Annotated in this window: 21 protein-coding genes and 1 pseudogene; 21 read left to right on the top strand and 1 reads right to left on the bottom strand. The window is 59.9% G+C overall.

Annotation, left to right across the window (positions count from 1 at the left end; translation table 11 throughout):
* Positions 1-89 precede the first annotated feature (89 nt).
* From serC to rpsA, 5 genes are all read left to right on the top strand, one after another.
* Complete coding sequence (gene serC / locus QCL51_RS18620) at positions 90-1,175, top strand: 3-phosphoserine/phosphohydroxythreonine transaminase (RefSeq protein WP_028698391.1); 1,086 nt, start codon at positions 90-92, stop codon at positions 1,173-1,175.
* On the top strand, positions 1,168-2,271 hold the full coding sequence (gene pheA / locus QCL51_RS18615) for a prephenate dehydratase (RefSeq protein WP_172402871.1): 1,104 nt from the start codon (positions 1,168-1,170) through the stop codon (positions 2,269-2,271). The genes serC and pheA overlap by 8 nt, the downstream gene beginning before the upstream one ends.
* 186 nt (positions 2,272-2,457) lie before the next feature.
* Entirely contained in the window at positions 2,458-4,665 is a 2,208-nt protein-coding gene (locus tag QCL51_RS18610) for a bifunctional prephenate dehydrogenase/3-phosphoshikimate 1-carboxyvinyltransferase (RefSeq protein WP_274101366.1), read from the top strand.
* Positions 4,662-5,348 carry a (d)CMP kinase gene (cmk, locus tag QCL51_RS18605; RefSeq protein WP_021784962.1) on the top strand — a complete coding sequence of 229 codons (687 nt, stop codon included), beginning with the start codon at positions 4,662-4,664 and terminating at the stop codon, positions 5,346-5,348. Before QCL51_RS18610 ends, cmk begins: the two co-directional genes overlap by 4 nt.
* A 124-nt stretch (positions 5,349-5,472) precedes the next feature.
* Entirely contained in the window at positions 5,473-7,149 is a 1,677-nt protein-coding gene (rpsA, locus tag QCL51_RS18600) for a 30S ribosomal protein S1 (protein ID WP_003252673.1), read from the top strand.
* A gap of 598 nt (positions 7,150-7,747) precedes the next feature.
* Here the strand turns inward: rpsA and QCL51_RS18595 are convergent.
* Entirely contained in the window at positions 7,748-8,203 is a 456-nt protein-coding gene (locus QCL51_RS18595; protein ID WP_021784961.1) for a transposase, read from the bottom strand.
* A 2,099-nt stretch (positions 8,204-10,302) separates the two neighbouring features.
* Here QCL51_RS18595 and ihfB point away from each other — a divergent pair.
* From ihfB to QCL51_RS18515, 16 genes and pseudogenes are all read left to right on the top strand, one after another.
* Entirely contained in the window at positions 10,303-10,599 is a 297-nt protein-coding gene (gene ihfB / locus QCL51_RS18590) for an integration host factor subunit beta (protein ID WP_003252675.1), read from the top strand.
* A 19-nt stretch (positions 10,600-10,618) separates the two neighbouring features.
* On the top strand, positions 10,619-10,882 hold the full coding sequence (locus QCL51_RS18585; RefSeq protein ID WP_028697046.1) for a lipopolysaccharide assembly protein LapA domain-containing protein: 264 nt from the start codon (positions 10,619-10,621) through the stop codon (positions 10,880-10,882).
* Between the two features lie 102 nt (positions 10,883-10,984).
* Positions 10,985-12,412 (top strand): MBL fold metallo-hydrolase, encoded by a 1,428-nt coding sequence (locus tag QCL51_RS18580; protein WP_338443976.1) that lies wholly within the window; start codon positions 10,985-10,987, stop codon positions 12,410-12,412.
* Between the two features lie 223 nt (positions 12,413-12,635).
* Complete coding sequence (locus tag QCL51_RS18575; RefSeq protein ID WP_274119197.1) at positions 12,636-13,682, top strand: Wzz/FepE/Etk N-terminal domain-containing protein; 1,047 nt, start codon at positions 12,636-12,638, stop codon at positions 13,680-13,682.
* A 127-nt stretch (positions 13,683-13,809) separates the two neighbouring features.
* Positions 13,810-14,340: pseudogene (gene rfbC, locus QCL51_RS18570) on the top strand (dTDP-4-dehydrorhamnose 3,5-epimerase); the annotation flags it as partial.
* Between the two features lie 66 nt (positions 14,341-14,406).
* Complete coding sequence (locus QCL51_RS18565) at positions 14,407-14,781, top strand: FdtA/QdtA family cupin domain-containing protein (RefSeq protein ID WP_274119206.1); 375 nt, start codon at positions 14,407-14,409, stop codon at positions 14,779-14,781.
* 174 nt (positions 14,782-14,955) lie between these two features.
* Positions 14,956-16,062: a DegT/DnrJ/EryC1/StrS family aminotransferase gene (locus QCL51_RS18560; RefSeq protein WP_274119196.1), complete on the top strand. Its 1,107-nt coding sequence runs from the start codon at positions 14,956-14,958 to the stop codon at positions 16,060-16,062.
* 9 nt (positions 16,063-16,071) lie between these two features.
* Positions 16,072-17,343, top strand: a complete 1,272-nt coding sequence (locus QCL51_RS18555; protein ID WP_274119195.1) for an O-antigen translocase — start codon at positions 16,072-16,074, stop codon at positions 17,341-17,343.
* A gap of 3 nt (positions 17,344-17,346) precedes the next feature.
* A complete protein-coding gene (locus QCL51_RS18550) occupies positions 17,347-18,786 on the top strand; it encodes a hypothetical protein (protein ID WP_274119194.1) in 1,440 nt (479 codons plus the stop codon).
* Positions 18,783-20,048, top strand: coding sequence for a hypothetical protein (locus QCL51_RS18545; RefSeq protein WP_274119192.1), 1,266 nt, complete (start codon positions 18,783-18,785; stop codon positions 20,046-20,048). The genes QCL51_RS18550 and QCL51_RS18545 overlap by 4 nt, the downstream gene beginning before the upstream one ends.
* Positions 20,008-20,856, top strand: a complete 849-nt coding sequence (locus tag QCL51_RS18540) for a hypothetical protein (protein WP_274119191.1) — start codon at positions 20,008-20,010, stop codon at positions 20,854-20,856. Before QCL51_RS18545 ends, QCL51_RS18540 begins: the two co-directional genes overlap by 41 nt.
* Positions 20,853-21,560, top strand: a complete 708-nt coding sequence (locus QCL51_RS18535; RefSeq protein ID WP_274119190.1) for an acyltransferase — start codon at positions 20,853-20,855, stop codon at positions 21,558-21,560. Before QCL51_RS18540 ends, QCL51_RS18535 begins: the two co-directional genes overlap by 4 nt.
* Entirely contained in the window at positions 21,557-22,648 is a 1,092-nt protein-coding gene (locus QCL51_RS18530) for a glycosyltransferase family 4 protein (RefSeq protein WP_274119189.1), read from the top strand. Before QCL51_RS18535 ends, QCL51_RS18530 begins: the two co-directional genes overlap by 4 nt.
* Positions 22,638-23,738, top strand: coding sequence for a DUF1972 domain-containing protein (locus tag QCL51_RS18525; RefSeq protein ID WP_338443968.1), 1,101 nt, complete (start codon positions 22,638-22,640; stop codon positions 23,736-23,738). The genes QCL51_RS18530 and QCL51_RS18525 overlap by 11 nt, the downstream gene beginning before the upstream one ends.
* Positions 23,738-24,709, top strand: coding sequence for an SDR family oxidoreductase (locus QCL51_RS18520; protein WP_274119186.1), 972 nt, complete (start codon positions 23,738-23,740; stop codon positions 24,707-24,709). Before QCL51_RS18525 ends, QCL51_RS18520 begins: the two co-directional genes overlap by 1 nt.
* Positions 24,706-25,719, top strand: a complete 1,014-nt coding sequence (locus QCL51_RS18515) for a glycosyltransferase family 4 protein (protein WP_274119185.1) — start codon at positions 24,706-24,708, stop codon at positions 25,717-25,719. The genes QCL51_RS18520 and QCL51_RS18515 overlap by 4 nt, the downstream gene beginning before the upstream one ends.
* Positions 25,720-25,749: the final 30 nt, after the last annotated feature.

Below are 25,749 nucleotides of genomic sequence, written 5' to 3'. Positions count from 1 at the left end.
GCTTGCCCGCGATGCAGGCGCCACCGATCCTGCATGGAATGTGGCCACCGAATTACGATTTTGTTCTATTTGGCAGAGCGAGAGTGGATGTGAGCAAACGAGCCTTTAACTTCTGCGCAGGCCCTGCCGCGCTTCCTGACGCTGTCCTGCAGCGCGCACAGGCCGAGATGCTGGACTGGCGTGGCAAGGGCTTGTCGGTGATGGAAATGAGCCATCGCAGCGACGATTATGTGGCCATCGCCGAAAAGGCCGAGCAGGACCTGCGTGACCTGCTGTCCGTCCCCTCCAACTACAAGGTGCTGTTCCTGCAAGGGGGCGCCAGCCAGCAGTTTGCTGAAATCCCGCTGAACCTGCTGCCGGAAAACGGCACTGCCGACTACATCGAAACCGGCATCTGGTCGAAGAAGGCCATCGAGGAAGCGCGGCGTTTCGGCAACATTAACGTCGCTGCCACCGCCAAGCCTTACGACTACCTGGCCATCCCCGGCCAAAACGAGTGGAACCTGACCAAAAACGCTGCCTACGTGCACTATGCGTCCAACGAGACCATTGGTGGCCTGCAGTTTGACTGGGTGCCGCAAACCGGTGACGTGCCGTTGGTGGTCGATATGTCCTCCGACATCCTCTCGCGCCCGATCGATGTGTCGCAGTACGGCCTGATCTATGCCGGCGCGCAGAAGAATATCGGTCCAAGCGGCCTGGTGGTGGTCATCGTGCGCGAAGACCTGTTGGGTCATGCCCGCAGCAGCTGCCCGACCATGCTCGACTACAAGGTTTCAGCTGACAACGGGTCGATGTACAACACCCCGGCCACCTACTCCTGGTACCTCTCGGGCTTGGTCTTCGAGTGGCTGAAAGAGCAGGGCGGCGTTGATGCCATGGAGCAGCGCAACCGTGCCAAGAAAGACCGCCTTTACGGTTTCATCGACCGCAGCGAGTTCTACACCAACCCGATCAGCGTCAACGCCCGTTCGTGGATGAACGTACCGTTCCGCCTGGCTGACGAGCGCCTGGACAAGGCCTTCCTCGCTGGCGCCGACGCGCGTGGCCTGCTCAACCTCAAGGGCCACCGTTCGGTTGGCGGCATGCGTGCCTCCATCTACAACGCCCTGGGCCTGGAAGCGGTAGAAGCGCTGGTAGGCTACATGGCTGAATTCGAGAAGGAGCATGGCTGATATGTCCGAACAGGAGCTCAAGGCGCTGCGCGTGCGCATCGACAGCCTCGACGAGAAAATCCTCGAGCTGATCAGCGACCGCGCCCGCTGTGCCGAAGAAGTAGCCCGGGTCAAGACTGCCTCGCTGAAAGAAGGCGAGAAGCCGGTGTTCTACCGTCCCGAGCGTGAAGCTGCGGTGCTCAAGCGCGTGATGGAGCGCAACAAGGGCCCGCTGGGCAACGAAGAGATGGCGCGGTTGTTCCGCGAAATCATGTCGTCGTGCCTGGCCCTGGAGCAGCCGCTGAAAATCGCCTACCTCGGCCCTGAAGGCACCTTCACCCAGGCTGCGGCCATGAAGCACTTCGGCCACGCGGTGATCAGTCGGCCGATGGCGGCCATCGACGAAGTGTTCCGTGAGGTGGCGGCGGGTGCCGTCAACTTCGGTGTGGTGCCGGTGGAAAACTCCACTGAAGGTGCGGTCAGCCACACCCTGGACAGCTTCCTCGAGCATGACATGGTGATTTGCGGTGAGGTCGAGCTGCGTATTCACCACCACCTGCTGGTGGGCGAGAACACCAAGACCGACAGCATCACCCGCATCTACTCCCACGCCCAGTCGCTGGCCCAGTGCCGCAAGTGGTTGGACGCGCACTACCCGAACGTGGAGCGCGTAGCCGTATCGAGCAATGCCGAAGCGGCCAAGCGGGTCAAGGGTGAGTGGAATTCGGCGGCGATCGCCGGCGACATGGCGGCCAACCTGTACGGCCTGACCCGTCTGGCCGAGAAGATCGAAGACCGCCCGGACAATTCCACCCGCTTCCTGATGATCGGCAACCAGGAGGTGCCGCCGACCGGCGACGACAAGACCTCGATCATCGTTTCGATGAGCAACAAGCCCGGTGCCTTGCATGAGTTGCTGGTGCCGTTCTATCAGAACGGCATCGACCTGACCCGCATCGAGACCCGCCCGTCGCGCAGCGGCAAGTGGACCTACGTGTTCTTCATCGACTTCGTCGGCCACCACCGTGACCCGCTGATCAAGGCGGTGCTCGAGCAGATCAGCCAGGAGGCTGTGGCGCTGAAGGTGCTGGGCTCTTATCCGAAGGCGGTGCTTTGATTCAGGGGCCTTGCAGCCCTTCACGGGCATGCCCGCTCCCACAGTGAGCATGTGATGCCGATCCCTGTGGGAGCGGGCGAGCCCGCGAAGGGCCGCGTCGCGGCCCCAATGGCCCTCACAGGCTACCTAGATTTCTGAACAGGGTTCGCACCAGTGGTAAATGCAGCAAAAACCAAACCCGCACCCATCATCAACCGCCTGGTCGTTGTCGGCCTGGGCCTGATCGGTGGCTCGTTCGCCAAGGGCCTGCGTGAGAGCGGCTTGTGCCGCGAAGTGGTCGGTGTCGACCTTGATGCCCCGTCGCGCAAGCAGGCCGTGGCTTTGGGTGTGGTCGACCGCTGCGAAGAAGACCTCGCCGCCGCTTGCGTGGGTGCCGATGTCATTCAGTTGGCCGTACCGATACTGGCCATGGAAAAAGTCCTGGCGCGCCTGGCCCTGCTCGACCTGGGTGATGCGATCATCACCGACGTCGGCAGTGCCAAGGGCAACGTCGTGCGTGAGGCCCGTGCCGTTTTTGGTGCGCGCTTGCCGCGCTTCGTCCCGGGCCACCCCATCGCGGGCTCCGAGCAGAGCGGGGTAGAGGCCTCCAACGCCACCTTGTTCCGCCGGCACAAGGTTATCCTCACGCCGCTGGCCGAAACCGATCCCGCCGCGCTGGCCCTGGTTGACCGGCTGTGGCGTGCGCTGGATGCCGATGTGGAGCACATGTCGGTCGAGCGCCACGACGAAGTGCTGGCCGCCACCAGCCATCTGCCACACCTGCTGGCCTTCGGTCTGGTCGATTCACTGGCCAAACGCAATGAAAACCTCGAGATCTTCCGGTACGCTGCGGGTGGATTCCGCGATTTCACAAGAATCGCCGGCAGCGATCCGACCATGTGGCATGACATCTTCCTCGCCAACCGCGACGCTGTCCTGCGCACACTTGATACATATCGCAGCGATCTCGACGCCCTGCGCGACGCGATCGCTGAAGGGGATGGGCACCAGCTGCTGGGAGTATTCACCCGCGCACGGGCTGCCCGCGAGCATTTCAGTAAAATCCTGGCCCGCCGGGCCTATGTGGACGCTATGAACGCCAACGATCTGATTTTCCAGGCCCAACCGGGTGGCCGCCTGAACGGGCGGATCCGTGTACCGGGCGACAAGTCGATTTCCCATCGCTCGATCATGCTCGGCTCGCTGGCCGAAGGTACTACCGAGGTCGAAGGCTTCCTCGAAGGCGAAGACGCGCTGGCGACCCTGCAGGCATTTCGTGACATGGGTGTGGTCATCGAAGGCCCCAACCACGGTCGTGTGACCATTCACGGCGTGGGCCTGCATGGTCTCAAGCCGCCGCCAGGGCCGCTGTACGTGGGTAACTCCGGTACCTCGATGCGCCTGCTGTCGGGCCTGTTGGCCGGCCAGTCGTTCGACGTCACCATGACCGGCGACGCCTCGCTGTCCAAGCGCCCGATGAACCGTGTGGCAAACCCGCTGCGCGAAATGGGTGCTGTGGTCGAGACCGGCCCTGAAGGCCGCCCGCCGCTGACCATTCGCGGTGGCCACAAGCTCAAAGGGCTGACCTACACGCTGCCGATGGCTAGCGCCCAGGTCAAATCCTGCCTGCTGCTGGCCGGCCTGTACGCCGAAGGCAAGACCACTGTCACCGAGCCTGCGCCTACCCGTGACCACACCGAACGCATGCTGCGCGGTTTTGGCTATGCGGTTGACAGCAACGGCCCGGTTGCCTCGCTACAGTCCGGTGGCAAGCTGACCGCTACCCGCATCGAAGTGCCGGCTGACATTTCCTCGGCAGCGTTCTTCCTGGTGGCTGCCTCTATCGCTGAAGGCTCCGAGCTGGTGCTGGAGCATGTCGGCATCAACCCGACCCGTACCGGCGTGATCGACATCCTGCGCCTGATGGGCGGCGATATCACCCTGGAAAACCAGCGTGAAGTGGGCGGCGAGCCTGTGGCCGACCTGCGTGTGCGCGGAGCCAAGCTGAAGGGTATCGACATTCCTGAAGCGTTGGTGCCGCTGGCCATCGACGAATTCCCGGTATTGTTCGTGGCAGCTGCCTGTGCCGAAGGGCGTACCGTGCTGCGTGGCGCCGAAGAGCTGCGGGTGAAGGAGTCCGATCGCATCCAGGTGATGGCTGATGGCCTGATCACCTTGGGCATCAAGTGCGAGCCGACCCCGGACGGCATCATCATCGACGGCGGCCAGTTGGGCGGCGGCGAAGTGCATGGGCATGGTGACCACCGCATCGCCATGGCCTTCAGTGTGGCCTCGCTGCGCGCCAGTGCGCCAATTCGCATTCACGACTGCGCCAACGTCGCCACCTCGTTCCCCAACTTCCTGGCGCTGTGCGCCGAAGTGGGGATTCGCGTGGCAGAAGAGGGCAAGTCGTGAATTCGCTGGCACCGGTTATCACCATCGACGGGCCTAGCGGCTCGGGCAAGGGCACGGTCGCCGGGTTGATGGCTCGCGAGCTGGGCTGGAAGCTGCTGGATTCCGGCGCGCTGTATCGGTTGCTGGCATTCAATGCCAGCAACCACGGTGTCGACCTGACCAACGAAGAGCTGCTCACCAAACTTGCCGCCCATCTGGATGTGCAGTTCATCGCTTCCGAGCCCGGTAAGCTGCAACAGATCATCCTTGAGGGTGAGGACGTCAGCAACGTCATCCGTACCGAAACCGTCGGTGCCGGTGCATCGATGGTGGCCTCGCTGCCGGCGGTGCGTGATGCGCTGCTGGTTCGCCAGCGTGAGTTCCGCGAATTGCCGGGGCTGATTGCTGACGGTCGCGACATGGGTACTGTGGTGTTCCCGGATGCGCCCTTGAAGGTCTTCCTCACCGCCAGCGCGGAGGAGCGCGCACGTCGCCGCTACCTGCAGTTGAAGGGCAAAGGTGAAGATGTTAGTCTGTCGAGTCTGCTGGATGAGATTCGTGCGCGTGATGAGCGTGACACCCAACGTGCAGTGGCCCCGCTGAAACCAGCGGCTGATGCCATTCAGTTGGACTCTACCGAGTTGTCCATCGAGCAGGTGTTGCAACGTATCAGAAGCGAGATCGCCCAGCGCGACCTTATCTGATAACCAGGAAAGCAGGCAGGGGCACCAGTCAACGTCCTGCCGGCTTTCCTTTACTTAAAACGAACCCACATTGTCTGGAATGTGGTTATGGGCGTTTGTTTCGCCCGAATCTACAGGAATTAAAATGAGCGAAAGCTTTGCAGAACTCTTTGAAGAAAGCCTGAAAACCCTCAATCTTCAGCCGGGTGCGATCATCACCGGTATCGTTGTCGACATCGACGGCGACTGGGTTACCGTACACGCTGGCCTGAAGTCCGAGGGCGTCATCCCGCTCGAGCAGTTCTACAACGAAGCTGGCGAGCTGACCATCAAGGTCGGTGACGAAGTTCACGTTGCGCTGGACGCGGTCGAAGACGGCTTTGGCGAAACCAAGCTGTCCCGTGAAAAAGCCAAGCGCGCCGAGTGCTGGATTGTTCTGGAAGCAGCTTTCGCCGCCGAAGAAGTGGTCAAGGGCGTTATCAACGGTAAGGTTAAGGGCGGCTTCACTGTCGACGTTAACGGCATCCGTGCGTTCCTGCCGGGCTCCCTGGTTGATGTCCGCCCAGTGCGCGACACCACCCACCTGGAAGGCAAAGAGCTGGAATTCAAGGTCATCAAGCTGGACCAGAAGCGCAACAACGTTGTCGTTTCCCGTCGCAGCGTGCTGGAAGCCGAGAACTCCGCCGAGCGCGAAGCCCTGCTGGAAACCCTGCAGGAAGGCCAGCAAGTCAAAGGTATCGTCAAGAACCTCACCGACTACGGCGCATTCGTGGACCTGGGCGGTATCGACGGCCTGTTGCACATCACCGACATGGCCTGGAAGCGCATCAAGCACCCATCGGAAATCGTTAACGTTGGCGACGAAGTCGACGTACGCGTTCTGAAGTTCGACCGTGAGCGCAACCGCGTTTCGCTGGGTCTGAAGCAGATGGGCGAAGATCCGTGGGTAGCTATCACTGCCCGTTACCCAGAAGGTACTCGCGTACAGGCTCGCGTTACCAACCTGACCGACTACGGCTGCTTCGCTGAGCTGGAAGAAGGCGTTGAAGGTCTGGTACACGTTTCCGAAATGGACTGGACCAACAAGAACATCCACCCGTCGAAAGTCGTTCAGGTTGGCGACGAAGTGGAAGTCATGGTTCTGGACATCGACGAAGAGCGTCGTCGTATCTCCCTGGGCATCAAGCAGTGCAAGTCCAACCCATGGGAAGACTTCTCCGGCCAGTTCAACAAGGGTGACAAGATCACCGGTACCATCAAGTCGATCACCGACTTCGGTATCTTCATTGGTCTGGACGGCGGCATCGACGGCCTGGTTCACCTGTCCGACATCTCCTGGAACGAAACCGGCGAAGAAGCCGTACGTCGTTTCAAGAAGGGCGACGAGCTGGAAACCGTCATCCTGTCGGTCGACCCAGAGCGCGAGCGCATCTCCCTGGGCATCAAGCAGCTGGAAGACGATCCGTTCTCCAACTTCGTTGCTGTCAATGACAAGGGCGCTATCGTCAAGGGCATCGTGAAAGAAGTTGACGCCAAAGGCGCCATCGTCACCCTGGCCGACGACATCGAAGCCACTCTGAAAGCTTCCGAAATCAGCCGTGACCGCGTTGAAGACGCGCGTAACGTTCTGAAGGAAGGCGAAGAGATCGAAGCCAAGATCATCAGCGTTGACCGCAAGTCCCGCGTTATCAGCCTGTCGATCAAATCGAAAGACGACGCTGAAGAGCGCGAAGCTATCCAGAGCCTGAAAAACGCTCCGGAAGCTGCTGCCGACACCACCATGGCTGCGCTGCTGCGCGAAGCAATGGCCAAGCAGAACTGAGTTCTGTTTGATCGGTAAAAAGGGCGACCCTCGGGTCGCCCTTTTTTTTGCGTTTTTATTGGTGGGGTGGTGGTGGTGGTGGTGGTGGTGGTGAGTGTTTGTCGTAAGGGTTGTGTCGCCAGTGAGATCGAGCGCCGCCCGCGCGGCGCATCGCGAGCTGCGCTCGCTCCTACGTTTGTTTCTGGCCAGTAACGCCTGTGACAGGCGCGCGCGACCGTCTTGTTTGTACGACGCAATATCGCGCCAAGCGCCAAGGCGTTCGCGCACAAATCCCAAAGGAATGATTGGCCCGAAACAAACGTAGGAGCGAGCGCAGCTCGCGATGCGCCGCGCGGGCGGCGCTCGGTCTCCCGGGCGACGCCCATCTACCGCCATACCCTCAAGGCCACGCCGCCTGCTCGTACCACGCGATATCGAGCCATGCGCCAAGGCGTTCGCGCACAAATCCCACAGGAATGATTGGCCCGAAACAAACGTAGGAGCGAGCGCAGCTCGCGATGCGCCGCGCGGGCGGCGCTCGGTCTCCCGGGTCGCGCATCTCTACCGTCATACCCGTAAAGCTCGATCTCCCGGGCCGCGCATCTCTACCGTCATACCCTTAAAGCCACACCGCATCCCAATGTGGATAATCACCAACCGTGGCCACCAATCCTGCCCTTACCGGATTGGCAACGATGTATCTCGCAATCTTGAAAACGTCCTCGTCCCGGCGCAAGGCCCGGTCGTAATAACCTGCCTGCCACACCGGCTTCCCCTTTGCCCCGGCCTTGTGCAGTGCATTGCTGGACTGGCATTTGAAGCGCTGCATCAGTGTTCCAAGTGTCACTTCTTTCAGTTCAATCAGCCAATGCACGTGGTCTGGCATCACGACCCAGGTCAGTGATCGGCAGTGGTGTTGTTCTTCTGCGTAACGAAGGTTCTGAATGACCAATCGTGCAAAGCGGAGGTCGTGAAACAAAGGGCGGCGTAGGTGGGTAACGGTAGTCAGCATGTAGAGCCTGCCTGGCACCGAGCATCTTGCGCGGCGAAGCCTGCAGCCATGAGGGTTGGGCATTGCGTTCATCCTTGAGCGAATAGGTGCTCGATTAGCGTAGTCAGCCCGTGCAGGAGTCGATCCGATAGAGATTTGCAGCATGTAAATGCGCGCCAAAGCGGCCGCCTGAACCATGACATGCGCCAAAACGCTCGCGCGCAACGCCCCCAGGAATAACTGGCCCGAAACAAACGTAGGAGCGAGCGCAGCTCGCGATGCGCCGCGCGGGCGGCGCTCGGTCTCCCAGGCGACGCCCCTCTACCGCCATGCCCTCAAGGCCGCGCCCGCCTGCTCGTACCACGCGATATCGAGCCATGCGCCAAGGCGTTCGCGCACAAATCCCACAGGAATGATTGGCCCGAAACAAACGTAGGAGCGAGCGCAGCTCGCGATGCGCCGCGCGGGCGGCGCTCGGTCTCCCAGGCGACGCCCCTCTACCGCCATCCCCTCAAGGCCACGCCGCCTGGCATGACATTGCGCAATGACCGGGGGTGTTTGCCGTGGGTTTTATGGTGTTGCAGATACCGAGCGCCGCCCGCGCGGCGCATCGCGAGCTGCGCTCGCTCCTACGTTTGTTTCTGGCCAGTAACGCCTGTGACAGGCGCGCGCGACCGCCTTGTTTGCACGACGCGATATCGAGCCATGCGCCAAGGCGTTCGCGCACAAATCTCACAGGAATGATTGGCCCGAAACAAACGTAGGAGCGAGCGCAGCTCGCGATGCGCCGCGCGGGCGGCGCTCGATCTCCCAGGCGACGCCCCTCTACCGCCATACAGGCGGCGCTCGATCTCCCAGGCGACGCCCATCTACCGCCATGCCCTCAAGGCCGCGCCCGCCTGCTCGTACCACGCGATATCGAGCCATGCGCCAAGGCGTTCGCGCACAAATCCCACAGGAATGATTGGCCCGAAACAAACGTAGGAGCGAGCGCAGCTCGCGATGCGCCGCGCGGGCGGCGCTCGGTCTCCCAGGCGACGCCCCTCTACCGCCATCCCCTCAAGGCCACGCCGCCTGGCATGACATTGCGCAATGACCGGGGGTGTTTGCCGTGGGTTTTATGGTGTTGCAGATACCGAGCGCCGCCCGCGCGGCGCATCGCGAGCTGCGCTCGCTCCTACGTTTGTTTCTGGCCAGTAACGCCTGTGACAGGCGCGCGCGACCGCCTTGTTTGCACGACGCGATATCGAGCCATGCGCCAAGGCGTTCGCGCACAAATCTCACAGGAATGATTGGCCCGAAACAAACGTAGGAGCGAGCGCAGCTCGCGATGCGCCGCGCGGGCGGCGCTCGATCTCCCAGGCGACGCCCCTCTACCGCCGTACAGGCGGCGCTCGATCTCCCAGGCGACGCCCCTCTACCGCCATGCCCTCAAGGCCACGCCGCCTGGCATGACGTTGCGCAATGACCGGGGGTGTTTGCCGTGGGTTTTATGGTGTTGCGCAATGGCCGGAGGTGTTTGCCGTGGGTTTTATGGTGTTGCAGATACCGAGCGCCGCCCGCGCGGCGCATCGCGAGCTGCGCTCGCTCCTACGTTTGTTTCTGGCCAGTAACGCCTGTGACAGGCGCGCGCGACCGCCTTGTTTGCACGACGCGATATCGAGCCATGCGCCAAGGCGTTCGCGCACAAATCTCACAGGAATGATTGGCCCGAAACAAACGTAGGAGCGAGCGCAGCTCGCGATGCGCCGCGCGGGCGGCGCTCGATCTCCCAGGCGACGCCCCTCTACCGCCGTACAGGCGGCGCTCGATCTCCCAGGCGACGCCCATCTACCGCCATACAGGCGGCGCTCGATCTCCCAGGCGACGCCCCTCTACCGCCATACAGGCGGCGCTCGATCTCCCAGGCGACGCCCATCTACCGTCATACAGGCGGCGCTCGATCTCCCAGGCGACGCCCCTCTACCGCCATACAGGCGACGCCCCCTACCGCCATCCCCTCAGGCCCTCCGTGGTTGCCGCCCCGCCACCAATCATGCCAACCCCCGCCAGCTAGACCATTCCTGTAAAACTTCAATCTTGAATTTTTTTATTAAGTCAAGAACCACCCTGTTCAAATCCCTCCCAGCGTGCTACAAACTGGTTAAGCAATGATCTAGCTGCTTGATAACGAAGGGAAAAATATGACGAAGTCGGAGCTGATCGAACGTATTGTCACCCATCAGGGGCTGCTCTCGTCCAAGGACGTGGAGCTGGCCATCAAGACCATGCTTGAACAGATGTCACAATGCCTGGCTACCGGCGATCGCATCGAGATCCGCGGTTTTGGCAGCTTCTCGCTGCACTATCGCGCTCCACGCGTAGGCCGTAACCCCAAGACCGGCCAGTCGGTCAGCCTCGAAGGCAAGTTCGTGCCGCACTTCAAACCCGGCAAGGAACTGCGCGACCGCGTCAATGAAGAAGACGAGGCCGAAGCCTGATCAATCAAGGAGCAATCTGATGCGTAACCTCAAGCGCGCCCTGGTGGCGGTATTCGTGCTGCTGTTGGCGGCTGTGGTGCTGTTCTTCGTGCTGGAGAACCAGCAAGCCGTGTCGCTGGTCCTGTTTGGCTGGGTCGCGCCAGAGGTGCCAGTAGCCGTGCTGGTGCTGGCCGCCTTGGTCATCGGCTTGGCCGTCGGGCCATTGCTGGGTGCCTACGGCGTGCAGCGCAGCAAGCGCAAGATCAGGGCTTCAGCCCGTGAGGCTGCACTGAGCGGTAACTAAGGTAATTTCCTACGCCCATTTGGGAAAGTCTCACCTATGCCTGCAATGGCCGTCATGGAGTAATAACGCACTTCATTTTCGGCCCAGGCGAGTGTGCGCAGCATGGAATATCCCGTCCTTTCCCATCACGGTGGCACTCGCGGCGTCACCGGCTCCTGCCATCAACTGCACCTCGATCCGTCCACCAGCCTGCTGATCGACTGCGGCCTGGAGCAGGGCATCGATGCCGCGCCGGGTGCAGCATCGGCGCCGCTCGGCTTCGACGTGCAGGGCATTCAGGCCCTGGTTATCACTCATGTGCATCTCGACCACGTCGGCCGCATCCCGGCACTGCTGGCTGCCGGCTATCGTGGCCCTATCCTGTGCAGCGAGCCGTCTGCCCGGCTACTGCCATTGGTGCTGGAAGACGCCTACAAGTTGACTGTCAGCAGCGAGCCCGCCCATGTGGCGAGGTATCTGGAGTTCATCCGCGACCTGATCGTGCCCTTGCCTTTCGAGCAGTGGCATACCCTGGTCGAGCCCCCCGGTCTCAATTGCCGCATTCGCCTGCAGCGGGCCGGGCATCTGCTGGGTTCGGCCTATGTCGAATGCGATGTGGTGCGCGCACAAGCCGGCCTCCGCTACGTGTTCTCCGGTGACCTGGGCGCTTGTGGCAACCCCTTGCTACGCCCCGTGCAGCCCCCGGAACGGGCCGATGTACTGGTACTGGAAAGCACCTATGGCGACCGCCTGCACCCGCCTGCGGGCGACCGTCAGCAGCGGCTGGAAGCAGCTATCGACCGCGCACTGGCCGACCAGGGCACGCTGCTGATTCCGGCCTTCAGCCTCGGTCGCACCCAGGAATTACTGTACGAGCTCGAAGGCATTCTTCACCGCAAGGCCTTGCTGAACAAAGCCGGCCCGGCCCCCGATGGCGACCCGCTCGACTGGTCGCAACTGCCCATCATCCTCGATTCGCCCCTGGCCCAGCGCATTACCGGTGTATACCGGGAGCTGCACGACTACTGGAATGCCGAAGCACGGGCGCGCCTTGCCGAAGGGCGCGACCCGCTCGGTTTCAGCCAGCTTATAAGTGTGGACACCCACGCCCGCCACCAGCAGGTGGTCAATTACCTGAAGAGCACCGGGCGGCCGGCAATTGTCATTGCCGGCAATGGCATGTGCTCGGGTGGGCGCATCGTCAATTATCTCAAGGCCATGCTGGCGGATCCGCGGCACGAGGTGATGTTTGTCGGTTACCAGGCCAAGGGGACCCCGGGCGCGGTGATACAGGCGAGTGAAGGGGCGGAAGGGTTTGTGCAGATTGATCTGGATGGGCAAGTGTACGAAGTGCGGGCAAAGGTCATGACGTTGCCTGGCTATTCCGCACATGCCGACCAACAGGGCTTGCTGCGCTTTGCTTTGGGCGGCCATCCGGCTGGCAAGGTGGTGCTGGTGCACGGCGAAATGGCTGCCAAGCAAGTGCTTAAAGGGGCTTTGCGTCAGCATGCTGAAATGCTAGGGAGAGATCTGCAAGTCTCTATTGCTTGAACCCTTGGTCTGATGGCGGCGGTTTCGGCGACGTAAGGCGGGAACTAATCGAGGTGTGGTTCATCTACTGCGGCTAACCCCAGGTTCTGGACAGGTTAAATGTTGGCATAATGCCGCTACACTGGGGAGGGCGTGCGCCTTAACCGGTCCCATGCAGTAGCTCGCATAGTTTTGGTATGCCAGAAACCGTGTACACGATCAGACCCAAGGAAAAAGATAAGAAATGCGCAATGATCTTGAGCGCCGCAGTAGCAATAGTGAGGAAGTTGACCTGCTTGAGTTTCTGGAGGGGGTGTGGCAGCAAAAGCTTCTCATCTTGCTGGTAACGCTCGCAGTCACCACACTAGCACTGGCTTATGTGCTTCTAACCAAGCCGGTTTATGAGGCCAAGGTTTTTCTGGCAGCGCCTTCTGCCAGTGATATTGCTGACCTTAACTACGGCCGTACCAGTCAGAGCGGGCTTGAACCTTTCACTTCGCGCAAGGTATTTGATATCTTTATCGAGCATTTGAATGGCGAGACGCTACGTCGTCAGTTCTTCAAGGAAGTGTACTTGCCTTCGGCTTCTGCAGGGCAAGGGGCGCAAGGCGCGCTGTATGCAGCGTTCAATGGCTCATTCGACGTGGTACACCTGGCAGGTGAACCGGCGCGGGCGTATGTTGCATTCCGTGGGCGTGACCCTGCAGTTGCGTCCGAGTGGGCTGCCGCGTATGTCGACAAAGCTAGTGCAGCGGCCAAGGCTGAGCTGTTGCACGATGCGACCAAAGAAGCCGAAGTTCGCGCTAGCGCGCTGGAGTTAGAACTGGAAAGTTTGCGTGCAAACGGCTATCAGCAAAGAGAAGACAAGATCATTCGTTTGCAAGAGGCGCTACGTATTGCGACTGCCATTGGTCTGGAAAACCCGCCACTTGTTAACGGTGAGGTTTCCAAAGCATTGTCGTCGAAAATGGATGGTGAGCTGACTTACATGCGGGGTAGCAAGGCGCTGGCCGCAGAGATTAGCAACTTGCAACAGCGTAAAAGTGAAGACCCGTTTATCGCTGACCTGAGGAAAGTACAAACCAAACAGCAGTTTTATCAAGGTCTGGTAGCGGTAAGGCGCGATATTAATGTCTATCAGCTGGATGGCACGATAGAGCTACCGGACGTGCCGGTTAAACCCAAACGCAACTTGATCATCGCCTTGGGTGTGGTTATGGGGCTTGGCCTTGGCTGCCTGATTGCCACCCTGCGATATGCCTTGCAAAATTTGCAGCGACGTCGGGCCTGAGCGCAAACGAACAGCAACGTGTACGCCACATTTAGCGCGAGACATTTGCCGTGCAAACGGTGAAACTGCAGTAATTAAGGGGGCCACCGCGACTGGCCCGACAAAAATTCATGGCAAAGGTTTACCGATGAAGCTTGTTCAAACGAACATTCCCGATGTAGTCATAGTGGAACCCGCCGTGTACGAGGATGATCGCGGGTGGTTCACGGAAACCTTCAATGAAACCCGCTTTCATGGCGCATTGCTCGAACTAGGCCTGAGCAAGCCCCGTGCGTTTGTTCAGGACAACCATTCGATGTCCCATCGTGGAGTGCTGCGCGGGCTGCATTTCCAGCGTGCACCGCATGCGCAGGGCAAGCTGGTTCGGGTGGTGCGTGGCGCAGCCTACGACGTGGCCGTCGATATTCGCCCGGGCTCCCCGACCTTCGGCCAGTGGGTAGGGGTAGAACTTACCGAGCGCAATAACCGTATGCTATGGATTCCGGAAGGTTTCGCACACGGGTTCATCGCCCTTGAGGACGAAACCCATTTCCTCTACAAAACCACGGATGTGTACAACAAGGCTGCGGAAGGTAGCATTCATTGGGATGACCCGGACCTGGCCATTGACTGGCCGATGCGGGACAACCTAATTGTCAGCGAAAAGGACGACCAGGCGCCATCGTTCCGCCACCACCTCAGCACTGTCGAGGAAGACGCCCTGGCTCAAGTCGAGCTGTTCAAGGTGCTAGGTGATCACCGTGGCCAGCTGGTGGCACTGCAAGCCCTTGACAACGTGCCGTTCGCCATCCAGCGGGTGTACTACCTGACGGAGACATTGCCAGGGGTTTCCCGCGGCTTCCATGCCCACAAGGCACTCAATCAGCTGGCCGTCTGTGTGTCCGGACGCTGTCGGATGCTTATGGATGATGGCACCACTCGCATTGATCATTGGCTCGACGCCTTCAACAAGGGCATCCTGATTCCACCTATGGTCTGGCATGAAATGCACGACTTCAGCCCGGACTGCGTCCTGTTAGTCCTGGCGGACGCTCATTATGATGAGGCTGATTACATTCGTGACTACAACACCTTCACGGAATTGAAGGGCAATGCCTAGTTTGGGCTGACTGGCCGAATGTGAGAAGTGCGGCCAACGGTGAAAGCACCCAGACGTTGCAGTTCTTGGTGATCATGAGCGCTATCGCGTGAGCGGGGACATTAGCAAGCAAGGACGTCCCGCCATCTCGCTTTGTTGTAGTGAATTCGGACAAATTTCAGGTGATATAACGCAATGGTTAAGTTTCTCGATCTGCAGGGCATAAATGCGCGATACCGTCAGGCATTGATCGATGCCTGCACCGAGGTCATCGACTCCGGCTGGTACATCATGGGCGAGAAGCTCAAACAATTTGAGGCACAGTTCGCCAGCTACTGTGGGGTAAAACACTGCATTGGCGTCGCCAATGGCCTGGATGCGTTGATCCTCACCCTTCGCTCCTGGAAGCAACTGGGCCGTATTACCGACGGCGACGAGGTACTGGTACCGGCCAACACCTACATCGCTACCATTCTCGCGATTACCGAGAACAACCTGGTGCCGGTGTTGGTGGAGCCCGATGAAGGCAGCTTCAACCTGGGGGCGCACAACCTGGAGCAAGCACTGACCCCGCGCACCCGCGTGATCATGCCGGTGCACCTATACGGCAGGCTAGCCGACATGCCGGCAATCAACGCATTCGCTCAAGCCCATGGTCTGCTGGTGCTGGAAGACTCCGCCCAATCTCACGGTGCCCAGCTTGAAGGGCGCCGGGCCGGTGCCTGGGGCGATGCCTCGGGCTTCAGTTTCTACCCGGGTAAGAACCTGGGCGCGCTGGGCGACGCCGGTGCTGTCACCACCAACGACGATGCTCTGGCCGACACGCTGAAATCGCTGCGCAACTACGGCTCGCACGTGAAATACATGAACATGTACCAAGGGGTGAACAGCCGCTTGGACGAGCTGCAGGCCGCGCTGCTGAGTGTGAAGCTGCCGCACCTGGACAGCGAAACCCGCCTGCGCCAGCAGGTTGCGCAGCAGTACCTGGCTGGTATCGACAACTCGACCATTCAGTTGCCCGAGCCTGGCGCTGCCGGCCAGCATGCCTGGCACCTGTTCGTGGTGCGCTGCGAGTGCCGTGAACAGTTGCAGCAGCATCTGGCGCAACAGGGTGTGCAGACCCTTGTGCACTACCCGATTCCGCCGCACCGCCAGCAGGCCTATCCGCAATTGGCCGACCTGTCACTGCCGTTGACCGAGCGGTTGCATGAACAGGTGCTGAGCCTACCCATGGACCCGACCCTGACTAAGGAGTCCATCCAGCACGTCATTGACGCCTGCAACAGTTTTTCGCGTCCTTGAGTGCCAGGTATGACCCTGATCAGAACTAGCCTGCTAAATGCCATAGCGGTTGCAGTGAAAATGGCCACCTTGCTTGGCCTGAACAAGGTGCTGGCCCTGTACGTAGGGCCGACCGGTTACGCGGCCATTGGCCAGTTGCAGAATGCCGTGACCATGTTTACCACGCTGGCCAGCGGAGCAGTCAGCACTGGCGTGACCAAGTACACAGCCGAGTTCGCTGAACAGCCCGACGAGCAACGCAAGGTATGGAGAACCGCCGGCACACTGTCGGTAGTGATTTCGCTGCTGCTGGCAGTGTTGATCATCGTGCTGCGCGGACCCTTGGCCAACTGGTTCTTCAATGATGAATCCCTGGCCACGGTACTCCTGTGGTTCGCCGCCACTCTGGTGTTCTTTGCCTTCAATTCGTTGTTGCTGGGGGTGCTGAACGGCAAGAAGGATGTGCCGCGCTACGTGCTGGCCAACATCCTCGGCAGCCTGATCTCGCTGGTGGTCACTTGCGCCTTGACCATTCAGCTGGGGTTGTACGGCGCGCTGGTGGCGCTGGCGGTGTACCAGTCGTTGAGCTTCGTTGCGACTTTGCTGATCTGTATGCGTACGCCCTGGTTCCGCCTTGGCGACTTTTTTGGCGGTATGGACCGCCAGGCCCTGGGTCGGCTGTCGAAATTCGCGCTAATGGCCGTCGTTACGGCTTGTTCGCTGCCGGTTTGCCATGTGTTCCTGCGCGACTACTTGGGCAATACCTTTGGCTGGGAACAAGCCGGTTACTGGGAGGCCATGTGGCGCCTAAGCTCGGCGTACCTGATGTTGATCACCACCACCCTGGCGGTGTACTACCTGCCACGGTTGTCAGAATTGAAGGACGCGGGCGAATTGCGTCGGGAGATGCTGCAGGGCTACAAGTTAATACTGCCGTTGACCATCTTGGCCGGGGTGGTGATCTACCTACTCCGCGACTTTATCATTCAGGTGCTTTTCTCTGAATCGTTCCTGCCGATGCGGGAACTGTTCGCCTGGCAGATGGTGGGCGATAGCCTGAAAATTGCCAGTTGGCTGATGGCCTACCTGATGCTAGGCAAGGCCATGACGCGGCTGTATCTGGTGACGGAAATCCTCTCCACCCTGTCGCTTTACGGGTTGACGGTGTACCTCACGCAGCTCTGGGGTTATGACAAGGTCACACTTGCCTACGCCGTCAATTACCTTTTGTACGCGATTGTCATGTATTTCGCGATTTTCCGGCGCTTGCCGATGATTGTCGCTGATTCGGCACGGAACTGAGCAATGAAGGAAGTGGTAGAGCAGCTGCAGGCCAGGATACTAAAGGCTGCACCAGGGCCGGCATTGGTCCAGGCGCAAGTCTATGGTGCGCTGCTCTGGGCCGTGGACCTGGACATTTACGAGGCATCCAGCCTTGAGCGCTATCTGGTCGCTCAGTGTACTGGGCAGGTCACGGTGCCGGCCGCCAATGCTGAATCCCGAGGTTGCCTGCACGTGGTCAGCGAACCTTACATGCAAGGTGGCCACACCCGGCTGATGGAGCGCTTGGCAAAAATGCACGAGGACCCGGTGGACCTGCTGGTGGCGCGCGGTGCCGAGCCCGCGGTACTCGAACGTCTAGCCGGCTATTTCGCCCATGTTGAAGTAGCACATGGTGATGACCCGTGCACCCGCATACAGTCAATCGTTGACACCCTTGCACAATACGACAAGTTGGTATTGCACATTCACCCCGATGACATCATCACTACTGTTGCCTGCGGCATACTCAAGCAGCAGCGTGGCGCAGCATTAAAGGTGTATTTCGTCAACCACGCCGACCATGTATTCAGCTTTGGTGCTTCGGTTGCCGATGTGTATTTTGAGATTAGCGCCTACGGGCACTATCTGGACAGGAAAAAAAACCTCGCATGTCAGAAGAGCTTTTTAGCGATCCCGATCGACACCAGCGGCGCCAAAGTGCCAGGTGCGTTGCTCGCGCGCGACCGGATCAAGGTGTTCAGCGCAGCTTCGGCAGCTAAATTCAAACCCCATCGGGGCTTAGACATGCGCCCATCAATCACGGCCATTCTGAAACGTTTCCGAAATGCCGAGTGCTGGATCATCGGTGCCAATCCGCTAACCAACACATGGTGGTGGACGGTGAAGCTGCGTTACCCCACGCGTTTTTTCATCCGGCGCCATCTGCCGTACAAGGATTACCTGGAGCTTGCGGGGAAGGCCGACTTCTACTTGGACAGCTACCCGATGCCCGGTGGCACGGCTTTCGCGGAGCAACTGCTCAATGGCCGGCGTTGCGTGGGGCTGGTGGCGCCTTTTCAGGGATATTCGCCCGCAGAAGGCCTGAAAGTGGCCAGCATCGACCAGTTACTGGCCAGCATCGAGCAGCCGCAACCCAGTGCCCCGGTTGTAGAAGCGGTGCAGCGGGTAAACTCGCTGGAAGCGGTAAAGGCACGCTACCTGGCTTGCATTGATCGTGGCGAGTACAGCGAGAACGAACTGGCGGCCATGCTGCCATGGACGGGCAACCTGGACTTCATGAAACCGACAGGTAAGGTCACTAGCATGATCCCTGCGGATGTCTTCGACGCCCTGTGCCGCATTGACACGAACCTGGCGCTGCGAGCTCTGCTTTCCTACGCTTGGGTACCGCGAATCAAGATCATCACAAAGGTCACGTTGCTGCGGCTGGCCAGGCTTGCTAGAGCACGAGGGAGAGTGTGATCAAAATCTTTATCGGCGTGTTGTTCGGCCTGCTTTTCCTCAGCGACTACATCGTACTGACGCTCAGGTTGGGCGGTGCCTTTGCCGGCTGGCGCGAAATGATCAGCCTGCTGGTGATCATGTGGTTGGTGCTGCGGGCCTTGGCCAGCGTCACCGCGCGTGGCATGGTCAACCTCGAAGTAGGACGTTCGTTATTGATCGTGCTGTTCTTCGCCTTCCTTTACCTGCTGTTCGGGGACCTCAGCTCCTCGTCTGTGCGCATGTTCCGCGCGCTGGCGGTGCCGGTGTTTGTCGGCATGGCGGTAGCCATCTGGGCGCAGACAGTGTCGACCGAGAAAAAGCTGCGCCATGTGTACTGGTCGGTGCTGGCTATGAGCATGCTTACCGGCGTGTATGCCATGTACCAGTACCTGACCATCGCCTCGGCCGAGCAGTTCTGGTACTGGCCATTGCTGAGCGCCAAAGGCTACGAGCTGCAGCCCTACAACTCGATGCGCGACGGGCTGCCGCGGATTTCGGGTTTTTTCACCGGCACCCTGGAGTTTTCTGCAGTCATCCTCAACAGCGCCGCCATGACCCTGGCGGTGCTACTCAGCGGGCGTAACTGGTCGCTGACCCGGCGCCTGCTACTGGGCGCTGCATTCGTGCTGTTGTGCGGGCTGATCGCGATCGGATCGGTGCGTACTGCCATGATCGGCCTGGTGTGCATCTGCTCGATGCTGGTGGTGGCGCGGGTGCTGCGTACAGCCTGGCTGATTTCGCTGCTGGGCTACCTGCAGTTCGCAGTCCTGACCGTAGCAATTTTCGCCTACCTGTCGATGGGCTACACCCAGGACTTGTCGGCGCTGGACCGTGAGCGGCAGTGGCTGCATATGTACCAGGTGCTCAGTGCACACCCCATGGGTTATGGGTTTGGCTCGGTTGGGCCGGGGCAACCGTACTGGTTCGACTCGTTCTGGCTGAACCTGCTTGCCACTTGTGGCTGGGTCGGCGCGCTGATTATGGCGGGGTTGATTCTCTGGTATTACAAACTGGTGACAATCATAGTCCGGGGCAGGGCGCATGCCAGCTCGTGGAGAAACGGCTTGGGCAATTTCGTGATTGCCAGTTACCCGTTCTTCCTCAGCTCGTTCTTTTTCCAGTCGTATACGAACAGCGTTGTCCTTTACATTTTTGCGATCGTGGTAATGGTGATCATTTGTGAAAACAGAAGAACAAAAGTTGAGCTTGGCAGTTCTGATCGTTCTGTATCGGAAAACTAGCCAGGACTCGATCGCCCTGCAGTCGCTGCTCGCGCAAAAGGCATTGCTGCATGACGAGGGTATCGACCTGCAATTGTATGTCTGGAACAACTCACCTGGCGTTGCGCAGCCTCCCCCCGGTGTGCGTTGGCATGAAGCGCACAATCAACGCCTGTCGGTCATCTACAACCAGATAGCGACTGAGGCATTCGCCGCCGGGGGCGAGCTGTTGATGATTTCGGACGACGACACCAACTACTCGAACATTCGCCTGTCCAGTTGCCTGTCGCAGATTAGCCAGGTGCGCAGTGCGCCGGGGGGCGATCAGGTGGGTGTGTTCATGCCGCGGCTGGTCAGCCATGGGCAACTGGTAAGCCCAGGCCAGCGCCGGTTGTTCATGGGGCGCCTGACCCCCGATGTGGCCCCGGGGTTGGTGGACTCGAAAAACCTGCTAGGCATCAACAGCGGGCTGATCTTCACGCGCGAATGCTTCCAGCGCATGAAACCATTCTATGATGAGCGGCTGCGCTTCTATGCCACCGATACTGACTTTTTCATCCGCTATGAAGGCTACTTCCCTAAGGCCTGCGTGCTGGATGTTGAGATTGCACATGACCTCTCCGAGCATAGCGCCGATACCCCTGAGCGCGCCTTGTTCCGCTTTGAAGAAATGATCCACGGCCTGCGCATCAGTTTCGAGTCCCATAGCGTGTTGCAACGTGGTCTGCTCGACGTGTACCTGGTTTACGCCGCGCTACGCAAAGCCGTTTCTTACCGCAGCACGGCCTTCGTCAGGGCATTGTTTACCCAGGTGAGGGCTGCCAAATGATGCATGCGTTGCTCGAAAAATTGGTGTTGCTGGTTAAAAAACGGCCAATGGCCATCGATCGGCGGATCTCGTCGGGCTACCTGCTGGGGTTGATCGTGAGCAAGCTGCTGATGGCTTTCCGTGGCGTGATTCGCCTGCGGCGGCTGCGGCTGGCATTCATCGGCGCGGGCGTGACGTTGAAGGAAGTGGGCAAGATCGATTATGGCCCGGGGCTCGTGATTGATCAGGGCTGCTTCGTCGATGCCTTGTCCAATGACGGCATCCGTTTCGGCACAGCAGTCTCGTTGAATAAGCGCATCATCATCGAGTGCACCGGTAGCCTTGCTAACATTGGCAAGGGCTTGGTGATTGGTGACAACGTCGGCTTGGGCGCCGGCTGCTTCTTGGGCTGTGCCGGCGGGATCGAGATTGGTAGCGACACCATCATCGGCAACTTCGTGAGCTTCCACTCGGAGAACCACAACTTCGAGGACCCGCTGCAACCCATCCGCCTGCAGGGCGTTACCCGCCAGGGCATAAAGGTTGGCCGCAACTGCTGGATCGGTGCCAAGGTGACCGTGCTTGACGGTGCGGTAATCGAAGATGGCTGCATCTTCGCCGCAGGGGCGGTGGTCGCGGCCGGTGTGTACCGCAAGAACTCGATTTATGGCGGTGTGCCGGCCAAGTTCATCAAGGCGCGCGTGGCGGAAGAAGGGGCGGTATGAAAACGTTGCACTTTGTTCATCTGTTGAATGATTACAGCGGTAGCCCCCGGGTACTGAACCAGACCATCACCGCGCTGCAGCAAAGCGGTGCAGATTGCACCCTGCATGTGGGCAGCAGCGGCCATGGTGTACTCGATGAGCTGCAGGTACGGACCTGCAGGTTTGCCTACAAGCGCTTCGACAACCGTTGGCTGACCTTGCTGGCCTACGCCGGTTCGCAGGTGGTGCTGTTCTTCAGCCTGCTGTGCCAGGTTCGACGGGGGCAGGTTGTGCTGATCAACACCATGCTGCCGTTTGGTGCCGCCATGGCTGCCCGCTTGCGCGGAGCGAAGGTGGTTTATCACGTGCATGAAACCTCGATTCGGCCTGCAGCGCTTAAGGCGTTTCTGCGCCGGGTGATTGCCGGCTGTGCTAGCAAGGTAGTCTACGTTTCCGGGTACCTGCAGAAGCAGGAGGGCGTGGCCGGGGTGCCAGGGGTGACCGTTTACAACGGCCTGGCCGAAGGTTTTCAGCGGCAGGCGATGGCCGCGCCGTACCAGCACACCCGCGCTGGGCGCTTCAATGTGCTGATGTTGGCCTCGTTGAAAGGCTACAAAGGGGTGGACGAGTTTATTGCCCTGGCCAGCGCGCTGGCTGGCGATCCGCAGTTGAACTTCACTCTTGTGCTCAACGCCAGCCCCAAGGAAGTGGACGACTATTTTGCCGGCAAGGCACTGCCGAAAAACCTCGTGCTCAGTCCGGCCAGTTCAGATGTGACGAAGTTTTACCACAAGGCCAGCCTGGTGCTGAATCTTTCACATGTAGACGGCTGGGTCGAAACCTTTGGTCTGACCATTCTCGAGGCGATGGCTTTCGGCATCCCGACGATCGTGCCGCCGGTGGGTGGCCCGGTCGAACTGGTGAGCGACGGAGTAGAGGGCTACCAGATCGATTCGAGAAACCACCAACAGCTGGTGCGCACGGTTGCGCGCCTGTCGCAGGACCCACAGGCGTGTCAGGCACTGTCTGAACGCGCACGCATGAAAGCGAGTGAGTTTTCCACCGCCAATTTCCAGAAGAATATCGTGATGGTGTTTGATGACCTATAAGATTGCAGTGATTGGTACGGTAGGATTGCCCGCCCAATACGGTGGTTGGGAAACATTGACCGAACAATTGGTCCGCAACCTGCCGGGTGACTGCGAGCTCACCGTGTATTGCAGCGCACCGCATTACCCCGAGCGCCCAGCGTTCTTCGAGCGTGCTCGCCTGGTTTACCTGAACCTCAAAGCCAATGGCGTGCAGAGCATTCCGTATGACGTGCTGAGCATGCTGCACGCTTACCGCAAGCACGACCTGATGCTGATCCTGGGCGTTTCAGGCTGCATCGCCCTGCCATTCATGCGTTTGCTGACTCGAAAACCGATCGTGGTCAACATCGATGGCTACGAATGGAAGCGCGCCAAGTGGTCCAACTTCGCCCGCTGGTTTCTGAAATTGTCCGAGTCCGTGGCGGTGCGTTTTGCACACGCGGTCATTACCGACAACAAGGTGCTGCAGGAGTATGTAACCGCTGAATACAAAAAGCCCAGTGAGCTGATTGCCTACGGCGGCGACCAGGCGCAGGCCGGCGAGCCAAGCGAGCAAGTCCGCCAAGCCTATTCGTTTCTCAACGCGCCGTATGCCTTCACCGTATGCCGCATTGAGCCGGAGAACAACATACATGTCATTCTCGAGGCCTTTGCCGGTTCGGACATGCTATTGGCAATCATCGGCAACTGGAACCACAGCGAATACGGTGTGCAACTGCGCAAGCAATATGACGGGGTGGCCAACATCCACCTGCTAGATCCGATCTACGACGTCGAGCAACTGAGCCCGCTACGCAGCAATGCCACGGTGTACCTGCATGGCCACAGCGCCGGCGGTACCAACCCGTCGCTGGTCGAAGCCATGTGGCTGGGTTTGCCGGTGGTGGCCTTCGATGTGTCGTTCAACCGCGCCACTACCGAGGATCAGGCCTTGTACTTTGCCGACAGCGCCTCGCTGCGCAACCATGTACAAGCACTGATGGGCAATGCTGATGCACGTTCCCAACTCTCGACGCGCCTGCATGAAATAGCCAACCGTCGTTACCGCTGGCCGGTGGTGGCCGAACAGTACCGCAGCGTATTCACCCGACTGCTGGGGAGGCGTTGATGATCGGGCAAGGCATCCTGGCCACAGGTGGCACAGGCTTCGTCGGCAAGGTGCTGCTGCAGCGGCTTGCCAGCGATGCACGCTGGGCACCGCGGGCGCTGGTGCGCAAGCTGCCTGGCAAGCGCCTGGTCGGTGTCGACTACAGGCCCTTCAGCGAACTGACGGCGGTGGATGTGGCATCCGGCCACTTTACGCAAGTGGACACTGTGATCCACTTGGCCTCTCGCGTTCATGTGATGCAGGAAACTGCAGTAGACCCATTGGCCGAGTTCCGACGGGTGAACGTGGTAGGCACCCTGAGCCTGGCCCGGGCCGCCGCCCAGGCTGGCGTGCGCCGTTTCATTTTTGTAAGTTCGGTAAAGGTCAACGGCGAAACTACTGATGGCCGTCAGCCCTTCAACGCCGATGAGGCGCCTGCGCCATCAGACCCGTACGGCATTTCCAAGCGTGAAGCCGAAGACGGCCTGCGCCAACTGGCGGCTGAAACTGGGCTGGAAGTTGTGATCGTGCGCCCGGTGCTGGTGTATGGCCCGGGTGTGAAAGCCAACTTCCGCAGCATGATGAGCTGGCTGGATAAAGGGGTGCCGCTGCCATTCGGGGCCATTTACAACAAGCGCAGCCTGGTGGCGCTGGACAATCTGGTGGACTTGCTGCTGACCTGCATCGACCACCCGGCTGCCGCCAACCAGACCTTCATGGCCAGCGATGGCCATGACCTGTCCACCACGCAGCTGTTGCAACGCCTGGGCAATGCATTGGGCAAACCGGCTAGGTTACTGCCGGTTCCCGCCGCGTGGTTGAAAGCTGCAGCCATGCTGGCCGGCAGGGGCGGCCAGGCGCAGCGCTTGTGTGGCTCACTGCAGGTTGACATTGGCAAGAACCGTGAACTGTTGGGATGGCAGCCGCCACTGGATGTGGACCAGGCTTTGCGGGCCACGGCAATCAACTTTCTGAAAGAGCAAGACAAATGACGGCATGGTGGCTTATCCCCTTGGTCGCGGTGGCATCCCTGCTGCTGACTGCAGCGCTGCGGCGCTACGCCCTGAACAAGCAGATCATCGATGTGCCCAATGCGCGCAGTTCGCATACCATGCCCACCCCACGGGGTGGCGGTGTGGCCATTGTGCTGAGCTTCCTAGTCTGCCTGCCACTGTTGGGCGTGACCGGTGGAGTGCCGTTGACGGAAGTGGTCGCCATCGGCGGAGCAGGGGCGTTAATTGCGATCATCGGCTTCATGGATGACCATGGCCACATTGCCGCCCGTTGGCGCCTGCTTGGCCATTTCGCCGCAGCTGCGTGGATGCTCTATTGGCTGGGTGGCCTGGCACCGTTACAGGTGTTCGGTTTCACCTTCGACCTGCAGTGGTTTGGCTTCATCCTAGCGGTGTTCTATAGCGTATGGATGCTCAACCTGTATAACTTCATGGACGGTATCGACGGCATCGCCAGTGTCGAAGCGGTTACTGCTTGCCTGGGTATGGTGCTGCTGTCGGCCTTGGCCGGTGAGCCACAACTCATGGCACTGCCGCTGTTGCTCGCGGCGGCAACGCTGGGCTTTTTGTTCTGGAATTTCCCGCCAGCGAAGATCTTCATGGGCGACGCCGGAAGCGGCTTTCTTGGCATCGTGCTGGCGGGCCTGTCGCTGCAGGCCGCCTGGGCTTCGCCGCAGTTGTTCTGGTGCTGGCTGATCCTGCTGGGCGTGTTCGTGGTGGATGCCACCTTCACCCTGATCCGTCGCCTGTTGCGTGGTGACAAGGTGTACGAAGCCCACCGCAGCCATGCTTACCAGTTTGCCTCGCGCCACTACGGTAAGCATATGCCGGTAACGCTGGTGGTAGCAGCGATCAACCTGTTCTGGCTGCTGCCGGTAGCCCTGTGTGTGATGTTGCTGGGCCTGGACGGCGTGTTGGGCTTGATCATTGCTTACCTGCCCTTGGCATATCTGGCCGTGCGCTGGCGCGCCGGTGAACTTGAACACTAGCTAAAGTGATAGGAACAAGGCTGTAGACAT

The organism is Pseudomonas sp. LTR0, from assembly GCF_036630035.1.
Lineage (GTDB): Bacteria > Pseudomonadota > Gammaproteobacteria > Pseudomonadales > Pseudomonadaceae > Aquipseudomonas > Aquipseudomonas putida_Y.
The sequence above is the reverse complement of the archived record's forward strand: the minus strand, read 5'-3'. Positions and strand labels throughout refer to the sequence as shown.

Bases quoted from the DNA above. Each gene is read 5' to 3' on its own strand.
- QCL51_RS18580 (WP_338443976.1), top strand. From the start codon at position 10,985: ATGGAATATCCCGTCCTTTCCCATCACGGTGGCACTCGCGGCGTCACC.
- ihfB (WP_003252675.1), top strand. From the start codon at position 10,303: ATGACGAAGTCGGAGCTGATCGAACGTATTGTCACCCATCAGGGGCTG.
- QCL51_RS18550 (WP_274119194.1), top strand. From the start codon at position 17,347: ATGAAGGAAGTGGTAGAGCAGCTGCAGGCCAGGATACTAAAGGCTGCA.
- QCL51_RS18585 (WP_028697046.1), top strand. From the start codon at position 10,619: ATGCGTAACCTCAAGCGCGCCCTGGTGGCGGTATTCGTGCTGCTGTTG.
- QCL51_RS18560 (WP_274119196.1), top strand. From the start codon at position 14,956: ATGGTTAAGTTTCTCGATCTGCAGGGCATAAATGCGCGATACCGTCAG.
- QCL51_RS18555 (WP_274119195.1), top strand. From the start codon at position 16,072: ATGACCCTGATCAGAACTAGCCTGCTAAATGCCATAGCGGTTGCAGTG.
- rpsA (WP_003252673.1), top strand. From the start codon at position 5,473: ATGAGCGAAAGCTTTGCAGAACTCTTTGAAGAAAGCCTGAAAACCCTC.
- QCL51_RS18595 (WP_021784961.1), bottom strand. From the start codon at position 8,203: ATGCCCAACCCTCATGGCTGCAGGCTTCGCCGCGCAAGATGCTCGGTG.
- QCL51_RS18515 (WP_274119185.1), top strand. From the start codon at position 24,706: ATGACGGCATGGTGGCTTATCCCCTTGGTCGCGGTGGCATCCCTGCTG.
- QCL51_RS18530 (WP_274119189.1), top strand. From the start codon at position 21,557: ATGAAAACGTTGCACTTTGTTCATCTGTTGAATGATTACAGCGGTAGC.
- pheA (WP_172402871.1), top strand. From the start codon at position 1,168: ATGGCTGATATGTCCGAACAGGAGCTCAAGGCGCTGCGCGTGCGCATC.
- QCL51_RS18535 (WP_274119190.1), top strand. From the start codon at position 20,853: ATGATGCATGCGTTGCTCGAAAAATTGGTGTTGCTGGTTAAAAAACGG.
- QCL51_RS18575 (WP_274119197.1), top strand. From the start codon at position 12,636: ATGCGCAATGATCTTGAGCGCCGCAGTAGCAATAGTGAGGAAGTTGAC.
- QCL51_RS18520 (WP_274119186.1), top strand. From the start codon at position 23,738: ATGATCGGGCAAGGCATCCTGGCCACAGGTGGCACAGGCTTCGTCGGC.
- QCL51_RS18525 (WP_338443968.1), top strand. From the start codon at position 22,638: ATGACCTATAAGATTGCAGTGATTGGTACGGTAGGATTGCCCGCCCAA.